Origin of the sequence: Bradyrhizobium sp. DOA1 (assembly GCF_001593325.1) — a bacterium.
Taxonomy (GTDB): Bacteria; Pseudomonadota; Alphaproteobacteria; order Rhizobiales; family Xanthobacteraceae; genus Bradyrhizobium.
The window spans coordinates 727,687-748,412 of the sequence record NZ_JXJM01000001.1 but is presented as its reverse complement, the minus strand read 5'-3'; the positions used below and the strand labels follow the sequence as shown (position 1 = coordinate 748,412).

18 protein-coding genes are annotated in these 20,726 nt (G+C 64.1%); 8 read left to right on the top strand and 10 right to left on the bottom strand.

Annotated features, from left to right (window positions below):
* Positions 1-116 precede the first annotated feature (116 nt).
* Entirely contained in the window at positions 117-935 is an 819-nt protein-coding gene (locus SE91_RS03460; RefSeq protein ID WP_061846592.1) for a DUF2076 domain-containing protein, read from the top strand.
* Positions 936-1,561: 626 nt separating this feature from the next.
* Here SE91_RS03460 and SE91_RS03455 read toward each other — a convergent pair.
* Entirely contained in the window at positions 1,562-2,389 is an 828-nt protein-coding gene (locus tag SE91_RS03455) for a L,D-transpeptidase (protein ID WP_061846591.1), read from the bottom strand.
* 315 nt (positions 2,390-2,704) lie between these two features.
* Between SE91_RS03455 and SE91_RS03450 the strand changes: the two genes are divergently transcribed.
* Positions 2,705-3,496, top strand: a complete 792-nt coding sequence (locus tag SE91_RS03450; RefSeq protein WP_060734851.1) for a protein phosphatase CheZ — start codon at positions 2,705-2,707, stop codon at positions 3,494-3,496.
* A 168-nt stretch (positions 3,497-3,664) separates the two neighbouring features.
* Here the strand turns inward: SE91_RS03450 and SE91_RS03445 are convergent, their stop codons facing one another.
* Entirely contained in the window at positions 3,665-4,186 is a 522-nt protein-coding gene (locus SE91_RS03445) for a hypothetical protein (RefSeq protein WP_008544109.1), read from the bottom strand.
* Positions 4,187-4,501: 315 nt separating this feature from the next.
* Here SE91_RS03445 and SE91_RS03440 point away from each other — a divergent pair, with 315 nt between their 5' ends.
* The 3 genes from SE91_RS03440 (at position 4,502) to SE91_RS03430 (ending at position 7,908) form a co-directional block, all read left to right on the top strand.
* Positions 4,502-4,798: a co-chaperone GroES gene (locus SE91_RS03440; RefSeq protein WP_008544107.1), complete on the top strand. Its 297-nt coding sequence runs from the start codon at positions 4,502-4,504 to the stop codon at positions 4,796-4,798.
* Between the two features lie 110 nt (positions 4,799-4,908).
* Positions 4,909-6,540 (top strand): chaperonin GroEL, encoded by a 1,632-nt coding sequence (gene groL, locus SE91_RS03435; RefSeq protein ID WP_061846590.1) that lies wholly within the window; start codon positions 4,909-4,911, stop codon positions 6,538-6,540.
* A 144-nt stretch (positions 6,541-6,684) separates the two neighbouring features.
* On the top strand, positions 6,685-7,908 hold the full coding sequence (locus SE91_RS03430) for a hypothetical protein (RefSeq protein WP_061846589.1): 1,224 nt from the start codon (positions 6,685-6,687) through the stop codon (positions 7,906-7,908).
* Between the two features lie 148 nt (positions 7,909-8,056).
* Here the strand turns inward: SE91_RS03430 and SE91_RS03425 are convergent, their stop codons facing one another.
* Together SE91_RS03425 and SE91_RS03420 are read right to left on the bottom strand one after the other, a co-directional pair.
* A complete protein-coding gene (locus tag SE91_RS03425; RefSeq protein ID WP_061846588.1) occupies positions 8,057-8,455 on the bottom strand; it encodes an META domain-containing protein in 399 nt (132 codons plus the stop codon).
* A 133-nt stretch (positions 8,456-8,588) separates the two neighbouring features.
* A complete protein-coding gene (locus SE91_RS03420; RefSeq protein WP_061846587.1) occupies positions 8,589-10,253 on the bottom strand; it encodes an L-lactate permease in 1,665 nt (554 codons plus the stop codon).
* A gap of 311 nt (positions 10,254-10,564) precedes the next feature.
* Here SE91_RS03420 and SE91_RS03415 point away from each other — a divergent pair, with 311 nt between their 5' ends.
* A complete protein-coding gene (locus tag SE91_RS03415) occupies positions 10,565-12,322 on the top strand; it encodes an ABC transporter ATP-binding protein/permease (protein WP_061846586.1) in 1,758 nt (585 codons plus the stop codon).
* A gap of 254 nt (positions 12,323-12,576) precedes the next feature.
* Here SE91_RS03415 and SE91_RS03410 read toward each other — a convergent pair whose 3' ends face one another.
* The 5 genes from SE91_RS03410 to SE91_RS03390 form a co-directional block, all read right to left on the bottom strand.
* Positions 12,577-13,590: a TorF family putative porin gene (locus SE91_RS03410; RefSeq protein ID WP_061850916.1), complete on the bottom strand. Its 1,014-nt coding sequence runs from the start codon at positions 13,588-13,590 to the stop codon at positions 12,577-12,579.
* Positions 13,591-13,996: 406 nt separating this feature from the next.
* Positions 13,997-14,368, bottom strand: coding sequence for a hypothetical protein (locus SE91_RS03405; RefSeq protein WP_061846585.1), 372 nt, complete (start codon positions 14,366-14,368; stop codon positions 13,997-13,999).
* 97 nt (positions 14,369-14,465) lie between these two features.
* Complete coding sequence (gene glcF / locus SE91_RS03400) at positions 14,466-15,788, bottom strand: glycolate oxidase subunit GlcF (RefSeq protein ID WP_061846584.1); 1,323 nt, start codon at positions 15,786-15,788, stop codon at positions 14,466-14,468.
* Positions 15,785-17,023: an FAD-binding protein gene (locus SE91_RS03395; protein ID WP_061846583.1), complete on the bottom strand. Its 1,239-nt coding sequence runs from the start codon at positions 17,021-17,023 to the stop codon at positions 15,785-15,787. The genes glcF and SE91_RS03395 overlap by 4 nt, the downstream gene beginning before the upstream one ends.
* Before the next feature lie 52 nt (positions 17,024-17,075).
* Complete coding sequence (locus SE91_RS03390) at positions 17,076-18,569, bottom strand: FAD-linked oxidase C-terminal domain-containing protein (protein ID WP_060734844.1); 1,494 nt, start codon at positions 18,567-18,569, stop codon at positions 17,076-17,078.
* Between the two features lie 273 nt (positions 18,570-18,842).
* Between SE91_RS03390 and cycA the strand changes: the two genes are divergently transcribed.
* The gene (cycA, locus tag SE91_RS03385) at positions 18,843-19,238 is read left to right on the top strand and encodes a cytochrome c-550 CycA (protein ID WP_060734843.1); all 396 of its coding nucleotides are present in this window, start codon (positions 18,843-18,845) and stop codon (positions 19,236-19,238) included.
* Positions 19,239-19,255: 17 nt separating this feature from the next.
* Here cycA and SE91_RS03380 read toward each other — a convergent pair whose 3' ends face one another.
* The gene (locus SE91_RS03380; protein ID WP_061846582.1) at positions 19,256-20,212 is read right to left on the bottom strand and encodes an alpha/beta fold hydrolase; all 957 of its coding nucleotides are present in this window, start codon (positions 20,210-20,212) and stop codon (positions 19,256-19,258) included.
* Between the two features lie 330 nt (positions 20,213-20,542).
* Between SE91_RS03380 and SE91_RS03375 the strand changes: the two genes are divergently transcribed.
* Entirely contained in the window at positions 20,543-20,725 is a 183-nt protein-coding gene (locus tag SE91_RS03375) for a hypothetical protein (protein ID WP_008544046.1), read from the top strand.
* Position 20,726 lies beyond the last annotated feature (1 nt).

Below are 20,726 nucleotides of genomic sequence, written 5' to 3'. Positions count from 1 at the left end.
AAGCAGCCTTGCGAGGCAGCTTGTCGCATACCGAAATTTAATCCGGCCTGCACTGTTGGGGCCACAATGGAACCCTACATCTCCTGCGCGCTTGGTTTTGCCGAAGGAGAGAGATCATGACGCCGCAGGAACGCCAGCTCGTTGACGACCTTTTCGACCGGCTTTCAAAGCTGGAAAACGCACCGCGCGATCCGGACGCGACCGCCGCGATCTCCGAGGGGCTGCGCAAGGCGCCCGGCGCGGTCTACGCACTGGTGCAGACCACGCTGCTGCAGGACGAAGCGTTGAAGCGCGCCCATAACCGCATCCAGGAGCTGGAAGCGGGCCAGGCGCCCGAGCAGGCGCAGTCCGGCGGCTTTCTCGACACCATGCGTGACACGCTGTTCGGCGGCGGCCCGTCCCGCGGCTCGGTCCCGAACGTGCCGCCGCGCGATTCGCGGCCCCTGTGGAATACCGGCCAGGCGATGCAACAGGGCCAGCCGGGTTACGGCCAGCCGCCTTACGGACAGGCTTACGGCCAAGGTCCCGGCCAGGGCTATGGCGCGCCGCCGGCCGGCGGTGGTGGCGGCTCGTTCCTCGGCACGGCAGCGGCGGCCGCCGCTGGCGTGGTCGGCGGCTCGCTGCTGCTGTCCAGCATCCGCGGCATGATGGGCGGACCGCATCAGCAGGCCTTTGGCGACTCCAATGCGCTCGGCGACCGCAGCGCTGGTGGAAGCCCTTGGGGCGGCAGCGACCAGTCCAGCGGATCGCTGGCGCGCGACGCCGGCCTCAACGACATCGGCTCCAAGGGCGATTCCCGCCAGGGCTTCTTCGACCAGGCGTCGAACGACGATCGGAACAACAACGATCAGCACTACGACGATAACGGTGACAACATGGACGTGGCCGACAGCGACTTTGGCGGCGACGACGATGGCGGCAGCGATTACGCGTGAGCAATCATCCCATAGATGTGGAACGGCCGCCTTCTCGGCGGCCGTTTTCTTTTGCGCTCAGCTCTACTGCCTTTGCCACATGCAGGTGAAGCCGTTCGATATAGTATGACTAATGCGTGCGCTATTGGACGTCACTGAGCTGACGTTGCGCGACGTGCCTGAGTTCACCATGAAAAGCGAAACGGCCTTCGGACACGCGCGGCCGTAGAGTCCCGGATTTCCAAATGCGGACATGGGTGTTCAACTCGAAGAACACATTGCTCATGCCACCCTGCCGTTCTTGGCTATAGTCGGGGGTTTAATGATGAGTTCACTTCAGCAGCGCATTGCAACCTTGACCGACGCGACGACACATCTCATCACCGAATTGTGCGAGCTGGAAGGATTGCACGAACGTGTCAGGAAGGCGGAGCTGTCGGCACGGCGGTTGAACCGCTCCGCTGGCGCACCGCATTCCCCTCCGTCAACTCGTCGGCGCTGCTCCGTTTCCCCGCGAATGGGGTCGACGCGGCACCGCCAGCGAGTTTAGACCCAGCTGAAGGCGTGCGCCGGAGGCACGCACGCCGTCGATGCCGCCCACCCGGCGCGAATGCCGAGTTGACGGCCCGCATCGAGCGTATGGCGCCTCACATCACCACGACCTTGGTGCCGACATTGACGCGGCCGTAGAGGTCGATGACGTCCTCGTTGCGCATGCGGATGCACCCGGAGGAGACGTTGGTGCCGATGGTCCAGGGCTCGTTGGAGCCGTGGATGCGGTAGAGCGTCGAGCCGAGATACATCGCGCGCGCCCCGAGCGGATTTTCAGGACCGCCTTCCATGTGGCGGGGCAGATCCGGTCGGCGCGCCAGCATTTCCGCCGGCGGCGTCCAGGCCGGCCATTCGCGCTTGGCCGTGATCGACTTCACGCCGGACCAGGTGAAGCCGGGACGACCCACGCCGATGCCGTAGCGCATCGCCCGGCCATTGCCCTCGACGAGATAGAGGTACTTGTTCGGCGTATCGACCACGATCGTGCCGGGACTTTCCTTGCCGCTATAGTCAACGAGTTGCTTCTCGAACTTGGGATCGAACGGACGCTGCCGCGGATCGACCGCCTCCTGCTGCAGCGCGCCTTGCTGATATCCGCCTTGTTGATATCCGCCTTGCATCTGCGGCTCGCTCATCGGCGGCAGACGGCGCTGGTCGTAATAGGCCGGCTGCTGCTGATACACCGGTCGCTCCGGCGCATAGGCCGGACCGCGGCCCGGGCCGTCGCCGAACAGGAACTCGATGAAGCCGCCGCCCAGGTTCGCGTTGGAGGCGACACGTACCGGCGCCGGCGGCACTTGCGGGGCATAGAGCACTGCAGGCGGATCGTTCGGCACCGTGTTGTCGAACGCGCTGGCGCCGTTCGCGCCGGCCATGAAGGTGCAAGCGCTGCCGAGCAGCGCGACAGACATTTTCTTGAACATCGACGTACTCTGTACTGTTTCGTCTAGATCACATGCGTCGTGGAGAGCGCCTGGCTGATCGGCCGCCGCGACGTGGTCAATAAAAGGCAAAAGCCGTTTTGTTTGGTAAACAGGAACGCCGTTTGGATTCACCACGTCGTCAGGCGCGGGCCAATTCGGCGATCAGCGTTTATTTTCGATGAACGCGGCGCGGCCATGGTTAATCGCTTCTTTGCGCAGTGTCGCGCGGCGCAAGCACAACAGTTCCGGCTGTGAACTTCGTGTTAAATCGCTTCTGCCTACAAAGACGCGTGAGTGAGGTGGGGGAGTGTCCTGATGGCTGTTCACCGCAAACGTTTTCGTGTCGAGGATATCGCTGGTGGCGAGATGCCCATTCTAGACGTAACTGAAGAGGCAGGGCCGATGCACAGCGAGATCATGGCCGAGCTGCGCGCGATCCGCGCCCAGATGGCGAAGGGCATCACGGCGGCCCCGCTGTCCGGCAGCGCAGCCATGGCGGCGATCGACGCCTCCACGGCACACGAGCTTGCCGAAGCCCGCACCATGCTCGAGACCTATCGTGCGCAGATCGAGCAGTGCGAAAAGTTGAAGGTCGAGCTCGACCTCATCCACGACGCCATCGATCGCACCAAGCGCGAGATCGCGACGCTGCACGGCAAGAGCTTCGACGGCGGCGAGATGGCCAAGGTCAATGGCGAGCTCGGCGCAGTCGTCGGCGGCACCGAGCAGGCGACCCAGCAGATTCTCGAAGCCGCCGAGTCGATCGACCAGGCGGCCAGCGCGATGTCCAAGGTGCAATCGGCCGATCAGCAGAAGCGACTCGCCGACGACATCCAGGAACGCGTCATCTCGATCTTCGAAGCCTGCAACTTCCAGGACCTGACCGGCCAGCGTATCAGCAAGGTCATGGGTACGATGAAATTCATCGAGCAGCACATCAATGCGATGATGGAGATCTGGGGCGGCGTCGACGCGATCAAGGCCCATGTGCCCGCACATGCGCATGTCGACAACCGCACCGAGGAAGAAAAGCTTCTCAACGGCCCGAAGCTTGCCGGCGATGTCGGCCATGCCTCGCAGGACGACATCGACGCGCTGTTCGACTGAGCGGACGCGAGATAGAGACGATGCAAAACGCCGGCCCGTGGGGCGCGTTTTTGTTGTCTTCGTCATTGCGAGGAGCGAAGCGACGAAGCAATCCAGTCTGCTTCCGAGGAGACAAGTCTGGATTGCTTCGCTGCGCTCGCAATGACGCGTGGTTAGGCCGGAACCCGATCACGCCCGCGGCGCGCAGCGGACGTAGACCATGTTGCCGTAGCGGACGGCAGCGTCCTTGTCGATGAAGCGGGTGATCAGCACGCGACCGTCGAAGGATACGATTTCGCGGTCCTGATCGCCGGGGGTGGGACCGGCGGGACCGATATAATTCTTGCCGCTGGGCGAGCCCTTCAGCCGCAGCTCCTGCGGGGTCGCCTGGTCGGCCAGATGCATGATGACGCCGCCGGAGGAACCAGCGGTGATCACGTAGGGATTCCTGCACTGGGCCCTGGCCGCGGCTTCGGTGCGGGCGCGATCGGCCGGATTTTGGAACGAGGCGAGACCCCAGCGGCCGACGATCTCGTCGGCGCGGATCGTTGCGGGCATTTCGGGAGCGACGCCCGGTTCGGCCGCGGGCGGCGGTGGGGAGGACGTCAAGGACGGCAGGCTGAAGCCGCCACCGCAGGCGCCCAGCAGCAGCGCCAGACAGGAGGCGGCGGCAAGATTGGCCACCGTGCGCGCGTGAGCTGAACTGATCATGGCATTCCCCCCAACAAGACCACGGCCGCACCCCTCCCGCAGCCAAGCGCAAAATCGCTGCCGGAGCAATGACGTCCTTTGATCCGCCGATGCCCCGAACGAGTTTCCAATGCCACCATCCTATATCCGCCTCAACAATCGCTTAACCACCTTTGCTTGACAGGATCGCGGCCAAGCCATATTTCCGGGCGCACTATTAGCACTCGGAAAGCCCGATTGCTAAGCGCGCCGTTCGGTCCTCGGGGAGAGGTTGGACGGAAGCGCCGCCCCATCCACTTCCACTACTTCCGAAGCGAGCCTCCAAAGGGAAACGTCATGGCTAAATCCAAATTTCGTCCGCTGCATGACCGTGTCGTGGTCAAACGTATCGACGCCGAGGAAAAGACCAAGGGCGGCATCATCATTCCCGACACCGCCAAGGAAAAGCCGTCCCAGGGCGAAATCGTCGCCGTCGGCCCCGGTGGCCGCGACGAGACCGGCAAGCTGATCCCGATCGACCTCAAGGTCGGCGACCGCGTGCTGTTCGGCAAGTGGTCGGGCACCGAGGTCAAGATCGACAATGAAGAGCTCCTGATCATGAAGGAGTCGGACATCATGGGCGTTCTGGCCTAAGGCCGTCCGCCTGAACAGCCGCTGAATGTCATGCCCGGATCGGACGATCCGGGCATCCATCGTTCCGAACCAGCGGCAAGACACATCACGAAACACGAGGGATTGCAGAAATGGCTGCCAAAGACGTCAAGTTTTCCGGAGACGCGCGCGATCGCATGCTGCGCGGCGTCGACATTCTCGCCAACGCCGTCAAGGTGACGCTCGGCCCCAAGGGCCGCAACGTCGTCATCGAGAAGAGCTTCGGCGCGCCCCGCATCACCAAGGACGGCGTCACCGTCGCCAAGGAGATCGAGCTCGAGGACAAGTTCGAGAACATGGGCGCCCAGATGGTGCGTGAGGTCGCCTCCAAGACCAACGACCTCGCCGGCGACGGCACCACCACCGCGACCGTGCTCGCCCAGGCCATCGTGCGCGAAGGCGCCAAGGCAGTTGCCGCCGGCATGAACCCGATGGATCTCAAGCGCGGCATCGACACCGCGGTTGCGGCCGTGATCAAGGACATCGAGAAGCGTGCCAAGCCGGTCGCGGCCTCCTCCGAGGTCGCCCAGGTCGGCACCATCTCGGCCAACGGCGATGCCGCCATCGGCAAGATGATCGCCCAGGCGATGCAGAAGGTCGGCAACGAGGGCGTCATTACCGTCGAGGAGAACAAGTCGCTCGACACCGAGGTCGACATCGTCGAGGGCATGAAGTTCGACCGCGGCTATCTGTCGCCCTACTTCGTCACCAATGCCGAGAAGATGACCGCCGAGCTCGAGGACGCCTACATCCTCCTGCACGAGAAGAAGCTCTCGGGCCTGCAGGCCATGCTGCCCGTGCTCGAAGCCGTGGTGCAGTCGGGCAAGCCGCTCGTCATCATCGCCGAGGACGTCGAGGGCGAGGCACTGGCCACGCTGGTCGTCAACCGCCTACGCGGCGGCCTCAAGGTCGCGGCCGTCAAGGCGCCGGGCTTCGGCGACCGCCGCAAGGCCATGCTCGAGGACATCGCGATCCTGACCGGCGGCCAGCTCATCTCCGAGGAGCTCGGCATCAAGCTCGAGAACGTCACGGTGAAGATGCTCGGCCGCGCCAAGAAGGTGGTGATCGACAAGGAGAACACCACGATCGTCAACGGCGCCGGCAAGAAGCCCGACATCGAAGCGCGCGTCGGCCAGATCAAGGCGCAGATCGAGGAGACCACCTCGGACTACGACCGCGAGAAGCTCCAGGAGCGCCTCGCCAAGCTCGCCGGCGGCGTCGCGGTGATCCGCGTCGGCGGTGCGACCGAGATCGAAGTCAAGGAGAAGAAGGACCGCGTCGAGGACGCGCTCAACGCCACCCGCGCAGCGGTGCAGGAAGGCATCGTTCCCGGCGGCGGCGTCGCGCTGCTGCGCGCCAAGAAGGCGGTCGGCCGCCTGTCCAACGACAATGCCGACGTCCAGGCCGGCATCAACATCGTGCTGAAGGCGCTGGAAGCTCCGGTCCGCCAGATCTCCGAAAACGCCGGCATCGAAGGCTCGATCGTCGTCGGCAAGATTCTGGAGAACAAGTCCGAGACCTTCGGCTTCGACGCCCAGAACGAGGACTATGTCGACATGGTCGAGAAGGGCATCATCGATCCCGCCAAGGTGGTGCGCACCGCGCTCCAGGACGCCTCCTCCGTGGCCGGCCTGCTGGTCACCACCGAGGCCATGGTCGCCGAGATGCCGAAGAAGGAAGCCCCGCCCGCCATGCCGGCCGGCGGCGGCATGGGCGGCTTCTAAGCCTCTTCTTCCATTGCAACGTTATGAAGGCCGCCTCCGGGCGGCCTTCTTTTTTGCCGACCCTGCCCTTCCGCTTTCCGATTCAACCGGCAGCCAAAACCCACTACGGTGGCGCGCCGATTCTATTGATCGAGGGTTTCGTCGATGCGCGCGCTTCTGGTTTGCCCGACAGTTGGCCTGGCAGTTCTCGTGGCGGCTCTGCTTGCCACCTCGCCACATCCCGCATCCGCCCAGATGAAGCTGTCGCCGAAGGCCACGGCGCCCGGCGGCACCGAAACGCGCTATTTCACCTCGATCGACGGGCTGATGGACGGCAATGCCGACGTGATCCTGAAGGAGACGCGCCAGGGCAAGACGCTCACGGCGGCCGTGCTCGACGTCTGTTATTCGGTCGCGAAGAATTCCGATCGCAAGGACCGCTTCGTCGTCAATCTGCAGGTCGCGGGCCAGAACCTGACCGGCACCACCCAGAGCATGAGCGAAAAGGCGCCCGTCAGCGTCAAGCTGCTGCGCAAGCAGAACGGCGACACGTTCGAGTTCCGCGGCCAGATCAGCATCGGCCAAATGGTGACCGAGGTCACCTCGCCCGACAATTCCGATCTCAGCGAGAGGGAGTTTCAGGACAACCAGACCTCCGACGACGGCATCACGGCGCAGCCGAAGGATTTCACCGACGTCTCGCCCGAAGCGATCGCAGTCAAGGTCAAGCTGGATGCGGCGACCGATTTCCTGAAGAGCCTGAAGGGCCAGGACGTCGAGGTCGCCCTGACCAGCCTCACCGTCGGCTGCGATGCGCTGCGCGCCGGCGAGCAGACCATCAACATGTCGGTCGATCCCGAGCGCGCCGGCGCACTGCTGGCGAAGTTCAAGGCGATGCCAGGCGTCACCGCCGCCGGCTGGACCGCTGGGCTGACCGAGATGGACCGCACCATCCGCTTCACTGCTGCCGATTGGCGCGAGGGCGACAAGATCAACCGCACCAAGCTGTCGACCACCGTTGCGAACGTCCTGAGCCGAACTCTCGCAGCAAAGCCGGTCTCGCAAAGCTTCAACCCCGCCACCGGCAAGCTCAAGCTGGTGTTCAAGCGGCCGAACCCAGATTTTCCGGCGCTGGAGCTGACCGACACGATCGAGGTCGCGGGCCTGGTCTCGCCCGACAAGCCCGGCACCACCGACAAGCTCATGCTCTGGATCGGCAGCCCCGTGACCACGACCACCGACGAAAGCAGCGGCGCGAAGCTGAACCTCTCGGACGGCACTTCGATCGACGAGGAAGGCGAGCTGCCCGACGACAACGGCTCGATCGACGCGCTCGCCAAGGAGCTGAAGGGCCAGCGCTGGGACGCCGACAAGTCGGTGTGGAAGTAGGCCGATGACGATCGTGCCCGGACGCAGCGCGATGCGCTGCAGAGCCGGCGCCCAGAGGCCACAAGCAGAATTGCAACTAAGAAACTGGGCCCCGGCTATACGGCGCATCGCTTACGCGACGCGCCTTGTCCGGGAAAAAGGAACGACGCTAATTCCCCGTCGTCCGAAAGCGCAGCGACTTCGGGCCGATCAGCGTGAGCATGTCGCCCTGACGCTTCCAGGTCTCGACACTGCTTAGTGCGGCCACGAGCTCGTCATCGGCCTGCGCCCGCGCAGGCGGGCAGTTGCGGTCCTGGATCTGGCCGGGCACGAAGATCACCGTATTGCCGGCGACCGAGAACTGACCCTTGCCACCCTTGCACCAGAGCTCGAGCAAGACCTCGCCATTGTCGCCGATCTCGATGTTCGGAATCCGCTTGGAGCCTGCTTGCGGCAACGCTTCCAGCGTCATCTCGGTGCCGAAGGGGAACCCTTCCTGGGCATGCACGAGCGTGGACATCGCGAGCATTGCAATCGTCGCACACACCAATCGCAGACGCGAAACCATGAGACCTCTCGACCGAGCTGACTTGCCGCACCTTCTATAAGACAGCGGCGGCCTTGAGAAGGTTCGTGCAGATGCAAAAATCCCCGCAAGGCGAACCTCGCGGGGACTTGAATTACAGCTTAGGCGTAGGCCGCTACTTCAGCACCAGCGCCGTGAATGGCCAGACATAGGCCTGCAACGTCACGAGCACACCGACGAGACAGGCCAGCACGATCGAATGCCAGAACACGAAGCGCAGGATCGTGCCCTCATGGCCGTACCAGTTGGTGGCGGTGGAGGCGACCACGATCGACTGCGCGTCGATCATCTTGCCCATCACGCCGCCGGAGGAGTTCGCCGCGGCCATCAGGATCGGCGACAGGCCGAGTTGCTCGGAGGTGATCTTCTGCAGGTTTCCGAACAGCACGTTGGAGGCGGTGTCCGATCCCGTCAGCGCCACACCGAGCCAGCCGAGCAGCGTGCCGAAGAAGGGATAGAGCACGCCGGTGGCGGCGAAGGCGAGGCCGAGCGTTGCGTCGACGCCGGACAGGCGCGTCAAGGTGCCGATCGCGAGCATCGCAGAGATCGTGATCAGCGAGATCGCGCACAGCCGGATGGTCCGGCCGTACTCGGTCAGGAGCCTTCCGGGGCCGACGCCCATCAGGAAGCCGGAGATGATCGCCGCGATCAACATGCCCGTTCCGGTGAAGGACAGGTAGGTGAAGCCGAACACCGCGGCCTCCGGCGTCGGCTTGGCCGCCACCGGCGGCACCTTGTTGATCATCTGATGCAGTTCGGGCACCGGATAGTTCCAGACGAAGATCGAATTCGCCCAGGCCTTGAAGCCGCCGTTACCCCAGATCAGCATCACGATGCAGACGATGATCCACGGCAACAGCGCGTTGAACATCTCGCTCTGCGTGAGTGGCGTCTTGTCGAGCGGTTTTGCCGCCGCCATGGTGGCGGCCGATTCGTCACGGCCTCGCAGCGCCGGCGACAGCCAGAGTTGCTTTGGCTGCCAGACCTTCAGGAACAGGATCAGCGCCCCCATCGAGATGAGCGACGCCCCGATGTCCACGATCCAGGGATTGATGTAGTTCGAAATCACGAATTGCGGGATCGCGAACGACAGGCCAGTGACGAGGATCGCCGGCCAGACATCCTTCATGCCCCTCCAACCCGCGAACGCCCACACCACCCAGAACGGCACGATCAGCGAGAACACCGGCAATTGCCGGCCGACCATGGCGCCAAGAATGTAGGGATCGAGCCCCGTGACCGAAGATAGTCCCTGGATCGGCGTGCCCAGCGCGCCATAGGCGACCGGTGCGGTGTTGGCGATCAGCGACAGGCCGGACGCTGCGAGCGGCGAGAAGCCGAGCCCGATCAACACCGCGCCGGTGATCGCGACCGGCGTTCCGAAGCCCGAGGCGCCCTCGAAAAACGCGCCGAACGAGAACGCGATCAACAGCAATTGCAGCCGCCGGTCCTCGGTGACGCCGCCGACGGCGCGCTTCAGCAGTTCGAAGCGTCCGGTACTCACCGTCACCTGGTAGAGGAAGATGACGTTGAGGACGATCCAGCCGATGGGGAAGAAGCCGGTGACGATGCCCAGCACCGAAGCGCGGATCGACATGTTGGCCGGCATGGTGAAGACGAAGATCGTGATCAGGTTCGCCACGATCACGGCGATGATGGCCGCGATGTGGGCCTGGACGCGGCCGCTCGCGATCAGGACCAGCAGCGTAACGACGGGCACCGCCGCCGCAATGGTCGACAGCACCGGGCTGTTCAGCGGATCATAGATCTGATTCCACATGGTCATTCTCCCCACGCATGTTGCAGCAGGTGGCCCGCGTGGAGAGCCGTTCCTGCTTGACGCCAAAAGCGTAAACCCCAAGCTGGACGCGAAGTCCTCGTGCTGCGGGCGGTTCCCGTCCGCTCACAAGCGCGAGAAATCCCGGAGCACCCCGCCCCGGGCCGTCGAAGCCCATGCTAAGGTCGCGGCCTGCGACAATCCAACGCAAATTGCAGACCTTGCGACTTTAGTCTAAGCGCGCCCGTTTCCGCCATTGCCTCAGCCATTTGGCTCTGGGCCGTTATGCACATCCCCTGAGGAGACCCAGCTCGGTGAAGAACATCAGCGCCACCCTCGCGATCGTCTGGCGAATCGCGATCCCCTATTTCCGGTCGGAGGACAAATGGGCCGGCCGCGGCCTGCTCGCCGCCGTCATTGCCTTGGAGCTGGCGCTGGTCGCGATCAATGTTCTCGTCAGTCAGTGGCAGAACCGGTTCTTCAGTGCGATCCAGGGATATGAACTGGACCGCTTCGTCAGCGAGATCTGGATCTTCCTCGTCCTTGCTTTCACCTTCGTCGCGCTGGCGGTCTACAAGCTCTACCTGAACCAGTGGCTCCAGATCCGTTGGCGGCGATGGCTCACGCAGCATTACCTCGCCGAATGGCTCAATGGTCCGACGCATTACCGCATGCAGCTCAAGGGCGACGCCGCCGACAACCCCGACCAGCGTATCACCGAGGACGTCAAGAGCTTCGTCGAACAGACATTGACCCTTGGGCTGGGGCTGCTGTCGTCGGTCGTCACGCTCGCCTCGTTCGTCGTCATCCTCTGGGGCCTGTCAGACAAGGCACCGCTGCACATCTACGGCACGGACATCGTCGTCCCCGGTTTTCTGGTCTGGTGTGCTCTGGTTTACGCTATCCTGGGTACGGCGCTGACGCACTGGATCGGCTCCCCGCTCATCAACCTCAATTTCGAGCAGCAGCGCTTCGAGGCCGACTTCCGCTTCAACCTGATCCGCGTCCGGGAAAATTCCGAGCAGATCGCCCTCTTGAAGGGTGAGAGCGCCGAGCGAGGAAATCTGCTGCAACGCTTCGGTTTCGTCATCGGCAATTGGTACGCGATCATGAGCAGGACCAAGCGTCTGACCGCCTTCACGGCAAGCTACGGTCAGGCTGCCGTGATCTTTCCTTATGTGGTGGTGGCTCCGGCTTACTTCGCCAAGAGAATCCAGCTGGGCGACATGATGCAGACCGGCTCGGCATTCAGCAGCGTGCAGGATGCGCTCTCTTTCTTCGTCTCGGCCTATCGCTCGCTCGCGGAATGGCGTTCGGTGATCGCCCGCCTCGATGGCTTCGAGATGTCGGTCAGCTCGGTCGCAGAGACCGCGGCGCGCGAGCCAGCCGTCGCCATCGCACCATCAAGCAACGCGGCAATCGGGCTCGAGCAGCTGCTCGTAAAGCTGCCAAACGGCGAGCCGCTGGTGGCCGCCAATGCAATCGCGATCGAGCCGGGCGAACGGGTGCTGGTGACCGGGCCGTCAGGCTCGGGGAAATCGACGCTGTTCCGGGCCATCGCCGGAATCTGGCCGTTCGGCACCGGCGCCATCGCCATCCCCGAGAAGGCCAGGCTGATGATGCTGCCGCAGCGGCCATATTTTCCGATCGGCCCGCTCGGCGACGCCGTGATCTACCCGGCAGAGCATGGCGCGATCGCACCCGACAAGATCGCGGAGGCGTTGAACGCGGTCGGCATGCCGCGGCTGGCAAAGCGGCTCGACGAGAGCGGTCACTGGAATCGGATGCTTTCGCTCGGCGAGCAGCAGCGCCTCGGGCTCGCCCGCGCGCTGTTGCATGCGCCGGACTATCTGTTCCTGGACGAGGCGACCGCGTCGCTGGACGAACCCTCCGAGGCCCGTCTCTACCGCCTGCTGGCGGAGAAGCTGCCGCAGGCCACCATCGTCTCGATCGGCCACCGCTCGACGCTCGACGCCTTCCACACGCGCAAGATCGCGCTGGTGAAGGACGGTGCGATCCACGTCCTCGGCGGCGGCGCGCCGGCCGAGGAGGAGCCGAGTGCGGCAGGCTGAGGCGCGAAGGATGTCCTGCGCGCCCGATGGGCGTGTCCGAACCGCCGCTCCCTCACGCTCGTCATGCCCGGGCTTGACCCGGGCATCCACGTCCTTCTGAAGTTCTCCGCGGGACGTGGATGGCCGGGTCAAGCCCGGCCATGACGATGTAGAAACATCGAGCACTGCACGCGCCACGTTCGTTTCCATAACGCCAAAGCAAAAGGGCGGCAGGTTGCCCTGCCGCCCTTGCTAAGCCGGTCTCGGGACTAAACTTACTTCAGGTTGCTCATCGCCGTCAGGTCGAACGAGAGCTTGGCAACGCCGGCCGCGCTGCACCAGTTGGAGCCGAAGCCGCCCGGATTGATGGCGGTGAAGCTGCCGTCGAACTTCGCGGTGAAGTCGCTGGTGAAGGCGTTGCAGTCGCCCTTCTTCAGGTCGGTGTCGTAGTAGCGCAGATCGAGCGTGAACACCTTGTAGGTGAAGCCGACGCCGACGTTCCAGGTGTTGTAGCTCGGCTCCTTGATGCCGTTCGCGTACACCGGATCGCCTGCGATGCCGTAGAAGATGTCGGAGGTGCCGAGCCACTGGCGGCCGAATTCACCCGACACATACATGCCGACGCCGCTGGCGCCGAAGGTCGTGCTCGGCGCGATCCACTTGGCGGTGATCGAGGCGTAGTTGCCCCAGGCGCCGAGGTTCAGGAAGTTCGGCGAATAATACTCGTTGAAGCCAACCGTCCACTGGTCATTGATGTTGATGTTCAGCTTGGCATAGCCTTCGAAGAAGCTCGCGTCCTTCTTGGCGAAGTTTCCGTTGATGGGAAGGCCGATAGCGCCCTGCGAGTAGTCGATGTCACCACCGCAATTGCCCTGCGCCAGGGTGCCCTGCGAACCGAAGCAGCTTCCGCCCGGATAGAGGTAGCCCCAGACACCGAAGTCGAAGGCGAACATGCCGAAGGTCGGGCGGATACCGCCGTAGATGTCGACTTCGGCCGCGGCGCGGTTCGGGAACGAGATGCTCGAGGCGGACGTACCGATGTAGAGCTGGAGGTCCTTGTTGACGTTGTAACGCGGCTCGAAATAGGCCGTGACCGACGGCTTGTGGTTCGACTGCGTGATACCGCGGAAGATGTAATCGCTCATGATGCCGGCGCCGAAGGCGACATCCCAGGGATCAAAGGCCGGCGGCGGCGGGGCCTTCAATGCCTTCACGCGCAGATCTGCCGCGAAAGCCGAACCCGTCGTCACCATTGCCAGCGCCGTTGCCAACAAAGCCACTTTTTTCATTTCGATCCCCATCGTCAGTTCTAGACCCCAGTCGGATCCCGGTAGCCCCCCGGGTCACTCGACCTGATTGAAAATTTGATAACTGCGACAATCTGGATTGAGGGATATGAACCGTGAAGCAAAAAGCGCGGGCATCTGCTGACTTTTTAGGCGTTTTGACGATTTCACGAAAAGGTTGTCCGCCTGTGTGGCTTCTCGATCACATTGTTTGCATTCCAAAGTGCTTGGGAGCCCCGTGTATGTCCGGGGGTCGTCAGGGGGGAGTGACACCCGGGTCACGAATCAGAACGAGGGGGAAAGCTGCGCCTGAATTCACCCTGCAACGATGCAAAAAGGCCGCAGCGCGCCCGCGCCGCGGCCTTCCTGTATGCAGGTCGACTTCAGAGGAGACGAAGGGGTCGGGACTCTAACCCTGCCCCTCGGCCTGCGCCGGTTCCGCAGAAGACGAAGGCATCGCCCAGCTTGTCTCGGCGGCAGGCTCGGGAGCCGGAGCTTCCGCCGGTGCTGGCTTCGGAGCAGGAGCTGCCTTCGCCTTCTTCGGTGCCGTTTTCTTCGCGGCCTTCTTGGGTGCAGCCTTCTTGGCTGGCTTAGCCGCAGCCTTCTTGGCAGCTTTCTTCGGGGCTGCCTTCTTGGCAGATTTCTTCGTCGCCTTCTTCGCCGCTTTCTTTGCGGATTTCTTGGCAGACTTCTTCGCGGACTTCTTGGCCGCCTTCTTCGCCGCTACAGCCTTCTTGGCCTTTTTGGCCTTCTTGCTTTTCTTCTTCTTCGCTTTCGCCATCGTGGTCCTCCTGTTGCCGCCGAACAATGGTCGATCGGGCGCCTTCAGCGTCACCTCCGGACGAAAGCCCAGCCTTGAAGGCTCAGCCTTTGAAAGCTCAGACCTGCGCGTTCAATGCCGGCCGCGAGCCGCCCGTAGCCCAATCGAGAAGCTCAATCGTGTGTACGACCGGAACTGACGTGCCACTGGCAATCTGCACCATGCAGCCGATATTGCCCGCGGCAATCATGTCCGGCTTGACGCTGGCGATGTTGGCGATCTTGCGATCGCGCAACCTGCCCGCAAGCTCGGGCTGGAGAATGTTGTAGGTCCCTGCCGAACCGCAACACAAATGGCTCTCGGGGACATCTTTCACCACGAATCCATTCTTGGAAAGCAATTCTTTCGGAAGGCTCGTGATTTTCTGCCCGTGCTGCAACGAACATGCGGAGTGATAGGCGACGACGATGCCGTCCTGTCGCGCAACCTGCTCCAATCCGAGACCAGCGACGTATTCGGTGATGTCCTTGGCGAGCGCGGACACTCTCGCCGCATCTTCCGCAAACGCAGCGTCCTCGCGCAGCAGGTAGCCGTAATCCTTGATCACGGTGCCGCAGCCGGACGCCGTCACCAGGATGGCGTCGAGCCCTTCGCCGGCCGCTTCCTTCCGCCACGCCGCGACATTGGCGCGCGCCCGCGCCAACGCATCATGGTCGTCGCCGAGATGATGGGTCAGCGCGCCGCAGCACTGCTCGTCCCTGACCAGGACAACTTCGATGCCGTGGCGGGTGAGAAGGCTGATGGCGGCCTGGTTGATGCGCGGCGCCAGCACCTGCTGGGCGCAGCCCTGCAGCAGCGCGACCCGGCCGCGCCTCTTGCCGAGCGCTGCGAACACGCTGCCCGCAGCGGGGCCCGGCGCAGGCAGCCGGTCCGGCGCCAGCGCCAGCATCGCCTTGAGGCGCTGGATCAGCCCGGGCGTGGCGGAGGGGCGCGGCGTCGGCAGGAAGACGGCGAGTGGGCGGGCCAGCCGCGCCAGCACCATGCTCGCACGAAAACGCCGGGGATCCGGCAGGACGAAGGCCAGCACCTTGCGCAGCAGCCGCTCGGTCAGCGGCCTCTGATAGCGCTCCTCGATCCGGACCCGGGCCTGGTCGACGAGGTGCATGTAGTTCACCCCCGAGGGGCATGTCGTCATGCAGGCCAGGCACGACAGGCAGCGATCGACATGCTTGACCACCTCGGCCGTCGGCGCCTGGTCCTTCTCCAGCATCTCCTTGATCAGGTAGATGCGGCCGCGCGGGCTATCGAGCTCGTCGCCGAGCAGCACATAGGTCGGACAGGTCGCCGTGCAGAAGCCGCAATGGACGCAAGCGCGCAGGATCTTGTCCGCTTCGGCAATGTCGGGGTCGGCGAGCTGTGCCAGTGAGAATTCGGTCTTCATGCCACGGCGTCCCGTCTCAAGCGCCCCCGGTTGAGAATAGTCTTCGGATCGAAACTGGCGCGTACCCGCTCGCTGAGCGCGGCAATGCCCGATACCTGCGGATGGAAAACGTCGACATTGCGCCTGACATCCTCGGCCGCGCGGATCAGCGTGGCGTGCCCGCCGAACGCATTCGCACGCGCACGCACCGCCGGGGCATGCGCATCCGGCTTCGGCGGCAGCGCTGCCCAGATCAGTCCCCCGCCCCAATCATAGATCACGTCGCCCCCGGTCTCGCGCGCCAACTGGGTGCCGAGCGCCGCGCCTGACGCCGGCGGACAGACGATCCGCCACACCGGCCAGGCTCCGACCGCGCCGCTGGCCGCGAACGGCAGCACGTCGCGGATCGTGGCCCACAGCGTAGCGGAGGCCGCATCCTCGATCAGCGTCGCAGTTCCAAACGGCGCCAGCAATTGGCGCAGCGAGCCGGCGCGGTGGGCGGCGGACGCCGTGATGCCCTCGAGCCGCAGCACGGTCAGCGCCTCGTCCTGGCCCACGATCTCGCCGAGCCCATCGGTCTTGGCGCGGACCGCGGATTTCGGCAGATGCGCGGCACCGGAGACGTCGAAGGGCGAACCGAGCGCCGCCGTCATCGCCTTGTTGGCGACGGCCTCATCTAACCCGCGCAGCAGCAGCGTCCGCTCCGCCTCGGGCTTGGGCATCACCTTCAGCGTGACCTCGGTCATGACCGACAGCGTGCCCCAGGACCCCGCCAGCAGCTTGCAGAGGTCGTAGCCGGTGACATTCTTCACCACCTTGCCGCCGGTCTTGAAGCTGTCACCGAAACCGGAGACGGCGTGCGCCCCGAGCAAATGGTCCCGCGCCCCGCCGGCCCTGATCCGCCGCGGACCGGCCAGCCCGGCGGCGATCATGCCGCCGATGGTTCCGAGCGCGGGCGTGCCGAGCAATGGCGCCGTATCCATCGGCTCGAAGGCGAATTGCTGGTTCTTGGCATCGATCAGCGCCAGCACGTCAGCGAGCGGCGCGCCGGCCTGCAGCGTGACGATCAGCTCGTTGGGCTCGTAGGCGGTGACGGCGTTGAGCGCGGAGAGGTCGAGCACGGCATTGGTCGCCATCGCATGTCCAATGCCGCGCTTGGTGCCATGACCGATGATCTCGAGCGGCTGCTCGCTCGCAATCGCCGCGCGCACCACTTCTTCGACGTCTTTGGCGTCTCTGACTTTGAGCGTATCCACGGGAAAAGCCGGTAGCGAAGTTTACCAGGGAAGGCAATCGTTCGTCGCGAATCTAGAACCGCGGAATGTCCGGGAACGCTAGCTTGCCTGCGTGGACGTGCATGCGGCCAAGCTCGGCGCAGCGGTGCAGAGTCGGGAATACCTTTCCGGGGTTGAGCAGGCCCTGCGCGTCGAAGGCGCATTTGAGCCGCTGCTGCTGGTTGAGGTCGATCTCGGTGAACATGTCGGGCATCAGATCGCGTTTCTCGATGCCGACGCCGTGCTCGCCGGTCAGCACGCCGCCGAACTCGACGCAGGCGCGCAGGATGTCGGCGCCGAAGGCTTCGGCGCGCTCGATCTCGCCGGGCTTGTTGGCATCGTAAAGGATCAGCGGGTGCAGATTGCCGTCGCCGGCGTGGAACACGTTGGCGCAGCCGAGCTGGTATTTTTCCGAGAGCTCGCGGATGCGGGCGAGCGCCTTCGGCAGCGCGCCGCGGGGAATGGTGCCGTCCATGCAGAGATAGTCGGGCGAGATGCGGCCCACGGCGGGGAACGCGGCTTTCCGGCCGGCCCAGAACAGATTGCGCTCGGCTTCCGAATTGGAGATCTGCAGCGTCACCGAGCCGCAGCTTCTTGCGATGCCTTCGACCCGCGTGATCAGCTCGTCGACCTCGATCTTGGGACCGTCCAGCTCGATGATCAGCAGCGCCTCGACGTCGAGCGGATACCCGGCATGGACAAAGGCTTCGGCGGCGTGGATCGCCGGCTTGTCCATCATCTCCATGCCACCGGGGATGATGCCAGCGCCGATGATGCGGGCCACGCATTCGCCGGCCGCTTCGACCTCTGCGAAGCCGACCATCAGCGCGCGCGCCGTCTCCGGTTTCTGCAGAATGCGCACCGTGATCTCTGTGATGACGCCGAGCAGGCCTTCCGAGCCGGTGATGACGCCCATGAGGTCGTAGCCGGAGTTCTCCGCCGACTTGCCGCCGATGCGCAGGATCTCGCCGCTCATCAGCACGATCTCGCAGCCCAGCACATTGTTGGTGGTCATGCCGTATTTCAGGCAGTGCACGCCGCCGGAATTCTCCGCGACATTGCCGCCGATCGAGCAGGCGATCTGCGAGGATGGGTCGGGCGCGTAGTAGAAGCCGGCATGCGCGACCGCCTGGCTGATCGCGAGGTTGGTGACGCCGGGCTCGGTGACGACGACCCGGTTGTCGAAATCGATCTCGCGGATGCGCTTGAACTTGCCGAGGCCGAGCAGCACGCCGTCTTCGAGCGGCAGCGCGCCGCCTGACAGCGATGTGCCGGAGCCGCGCGGTACCACCTTGATGTTCTGCTCTGCACAATATTTCAGGACCAGCGAGACCTGCTCGGTGGTATCGGGCAGCACGACCACCATCGGCGGCTGCCGATAGGCCGTGAGCCCGTCGGATTCGTAAGCCCGCATCTCGGCCGCGCTGTCGATCACACCTTCGCCGGGCACGATTGCACGCAGCGCCGCCACGATCTCCGCGCGGCGCGCGAGCACGCCCTGGTCGCTCGCAGGCATCATGATGGCCATTTCAAGTCCTTCATCGCAGATCGTTCCGGCTCACGCCGCACGATCGATTTGTCGCGCCAAATCAACCACGTCCGGGGGTGTTTGGGTAGGCCATCCGAAAGTCGGACCGGCAATCGTCGGCGAGTTCGCTCTGGGACAAGTAGGAAATCGTGAAACCTGTCATGGTTTGGTGGCTTGTCCAAGCCGGGCGGGCCTGCCAAAAGCGGCAGGCTCGCCGATTGCCGCTCAGGCAAGAGACTGACCAGACCCCAGGGAAGAGACGAAGAGCAACCGATGACAAAACTGACTTTTGGCGCACTGATGATCCTCACCGTGACTGCCACCGCACCTGCCGCGATGGCGCAGGATGTCGCGGCCGGCAAGACGTCGTTCAACAAATGCCTGGCCTGCCACGCGATCGGCGAAGGCGCCAAGAACAAGGTCGGCCCCGAGCTCAACGGTCTCAACGGCCGCAAATCGGGCACCGCCGAGGGCTACAATTATACGGATGCGAACAAGAATTCCGGCATCACCTGGGACGAGGCCACGTTCAAGGAATACATCAAGGATCCCAAGGCCAAGATCCCCGGCACCAAGATGGCGTTCGCCGGCATCAAGAACGAGACCGAGATCAACAATCTCTGGGCCTTCATCGCCCAATACGACAAGGACGGGAAGACCAAGCAGTAAGTCCGCAAAGGCGGCCGCTAATCCGCGGCCGCCTGCGCCGGCACGATCTTGCCGATCATCGCCTCGATCTCCGCCTTTACGAGATCCGGCTCGGCATTCTGCACCATGTGACCGAGACCGGGCAGCACGATCAGCTTCGCATTCGGCACGGTCGCGGCAAACGGGCGCGCGTGGATGTCGGTCTTCACGGTCTTGTCGGGCTCGCCGGCGATGATAGTCACCGGCACCGATATTTCGCCATAGCGCGCGACCTGCGCGGCCACCGCTTCCTTCAGCGTCACCAGATCATAGGCATTGGCGACAAACTCGCGCGGCCGCAGCAGCAGCGGCGTCGCGGAATCCCTGACGAAGCCGTCCGGCATGGTCTGCGGCAGGAAGACGTTGCGCGCGCCTGACTCGGCGAGGACGTAACCGAGCGGCAACGTGATCGTGTAGGCGAGCAGCGGCCCGATCGCGGGCGTTGCGATGATCTCGTTGTAGCGGCCGACACCGCCGCGCCAGGGATGCGTGACGGGCGCGAGCATCACGAGGCCGGCAACGCGGTGCGGGTGATCGAGCGCGATCCGCGCGCCGAGCGCGCCGCTCCAGGAATGCACCACGAAGATCGCCTGATCGATCCCGAGCTTTTGAAGCGCCTCGTCGATCATCCTTGCCTGGATCTGCGGCGTCGAATCCTGCCGCCGCGCGCGCGTGCTCCAGCCATGGCCGGGGCGATCGATCAAGATCACGCGATGATCCTTGGCGAGGAGATCGCCGAGCGGCCGGCGCATCACTTCGAGATTGGAGCTCGCGCCGTGCAGCATCACGATCGGCAGGCCGGCCGCGCGCGGACCGATATCGACCACGTGAAGCACGGCACCGTCGACCTCGATCATCCGGCCCTGCGCTGGAAAGGCGCGTTGCACGGCGACGATTCCCGCCTGCGTGGCCAGCGCCAGCAGAATCAGCGCCGTCACGACTGACATCACGATCATCGAGAGAATCCGGGCGATCCTGAGCACAGGGCAGTTACGGGTTTTGGTACATCGCAGTTTCGCCTGACCGGCCCCAGGGCTTCCACCGAAATAGAGGGGCTGTGGATATGTGCATAATCAACGAGCGCGAAAACACAATGAAATCAACGATGTTCCGTGGTGACACACAAGCCTCTAGCCAGCTTCATGCAGTCGTCATCGCGGCTTCCATATAATCGCCATGGTCGGTTCCGCCATCTAGGCGCGGGTGGGCGCCGATCCTCCTCGCAGCCTCAGAGCATGCGGGAAAGACCGGCAGGATTTTTTCCTGATTTGAACCGGAGGATTTCGATGAGCTTCAGATCCAACGACACTGCGATCGACGAGATCGTCGCGAGCTGTAACGGCGACTTGCGCGGTGCCGTGCGGGCGCTGCTCCTGATCAACGAACATCTCGAGGCCGAGCTTGCAAGGGCTTACGCCGCCGCCGCCGATCGCGGCCTCACTGAGCGCGGCAGCAGCGCTCTGCACTAAG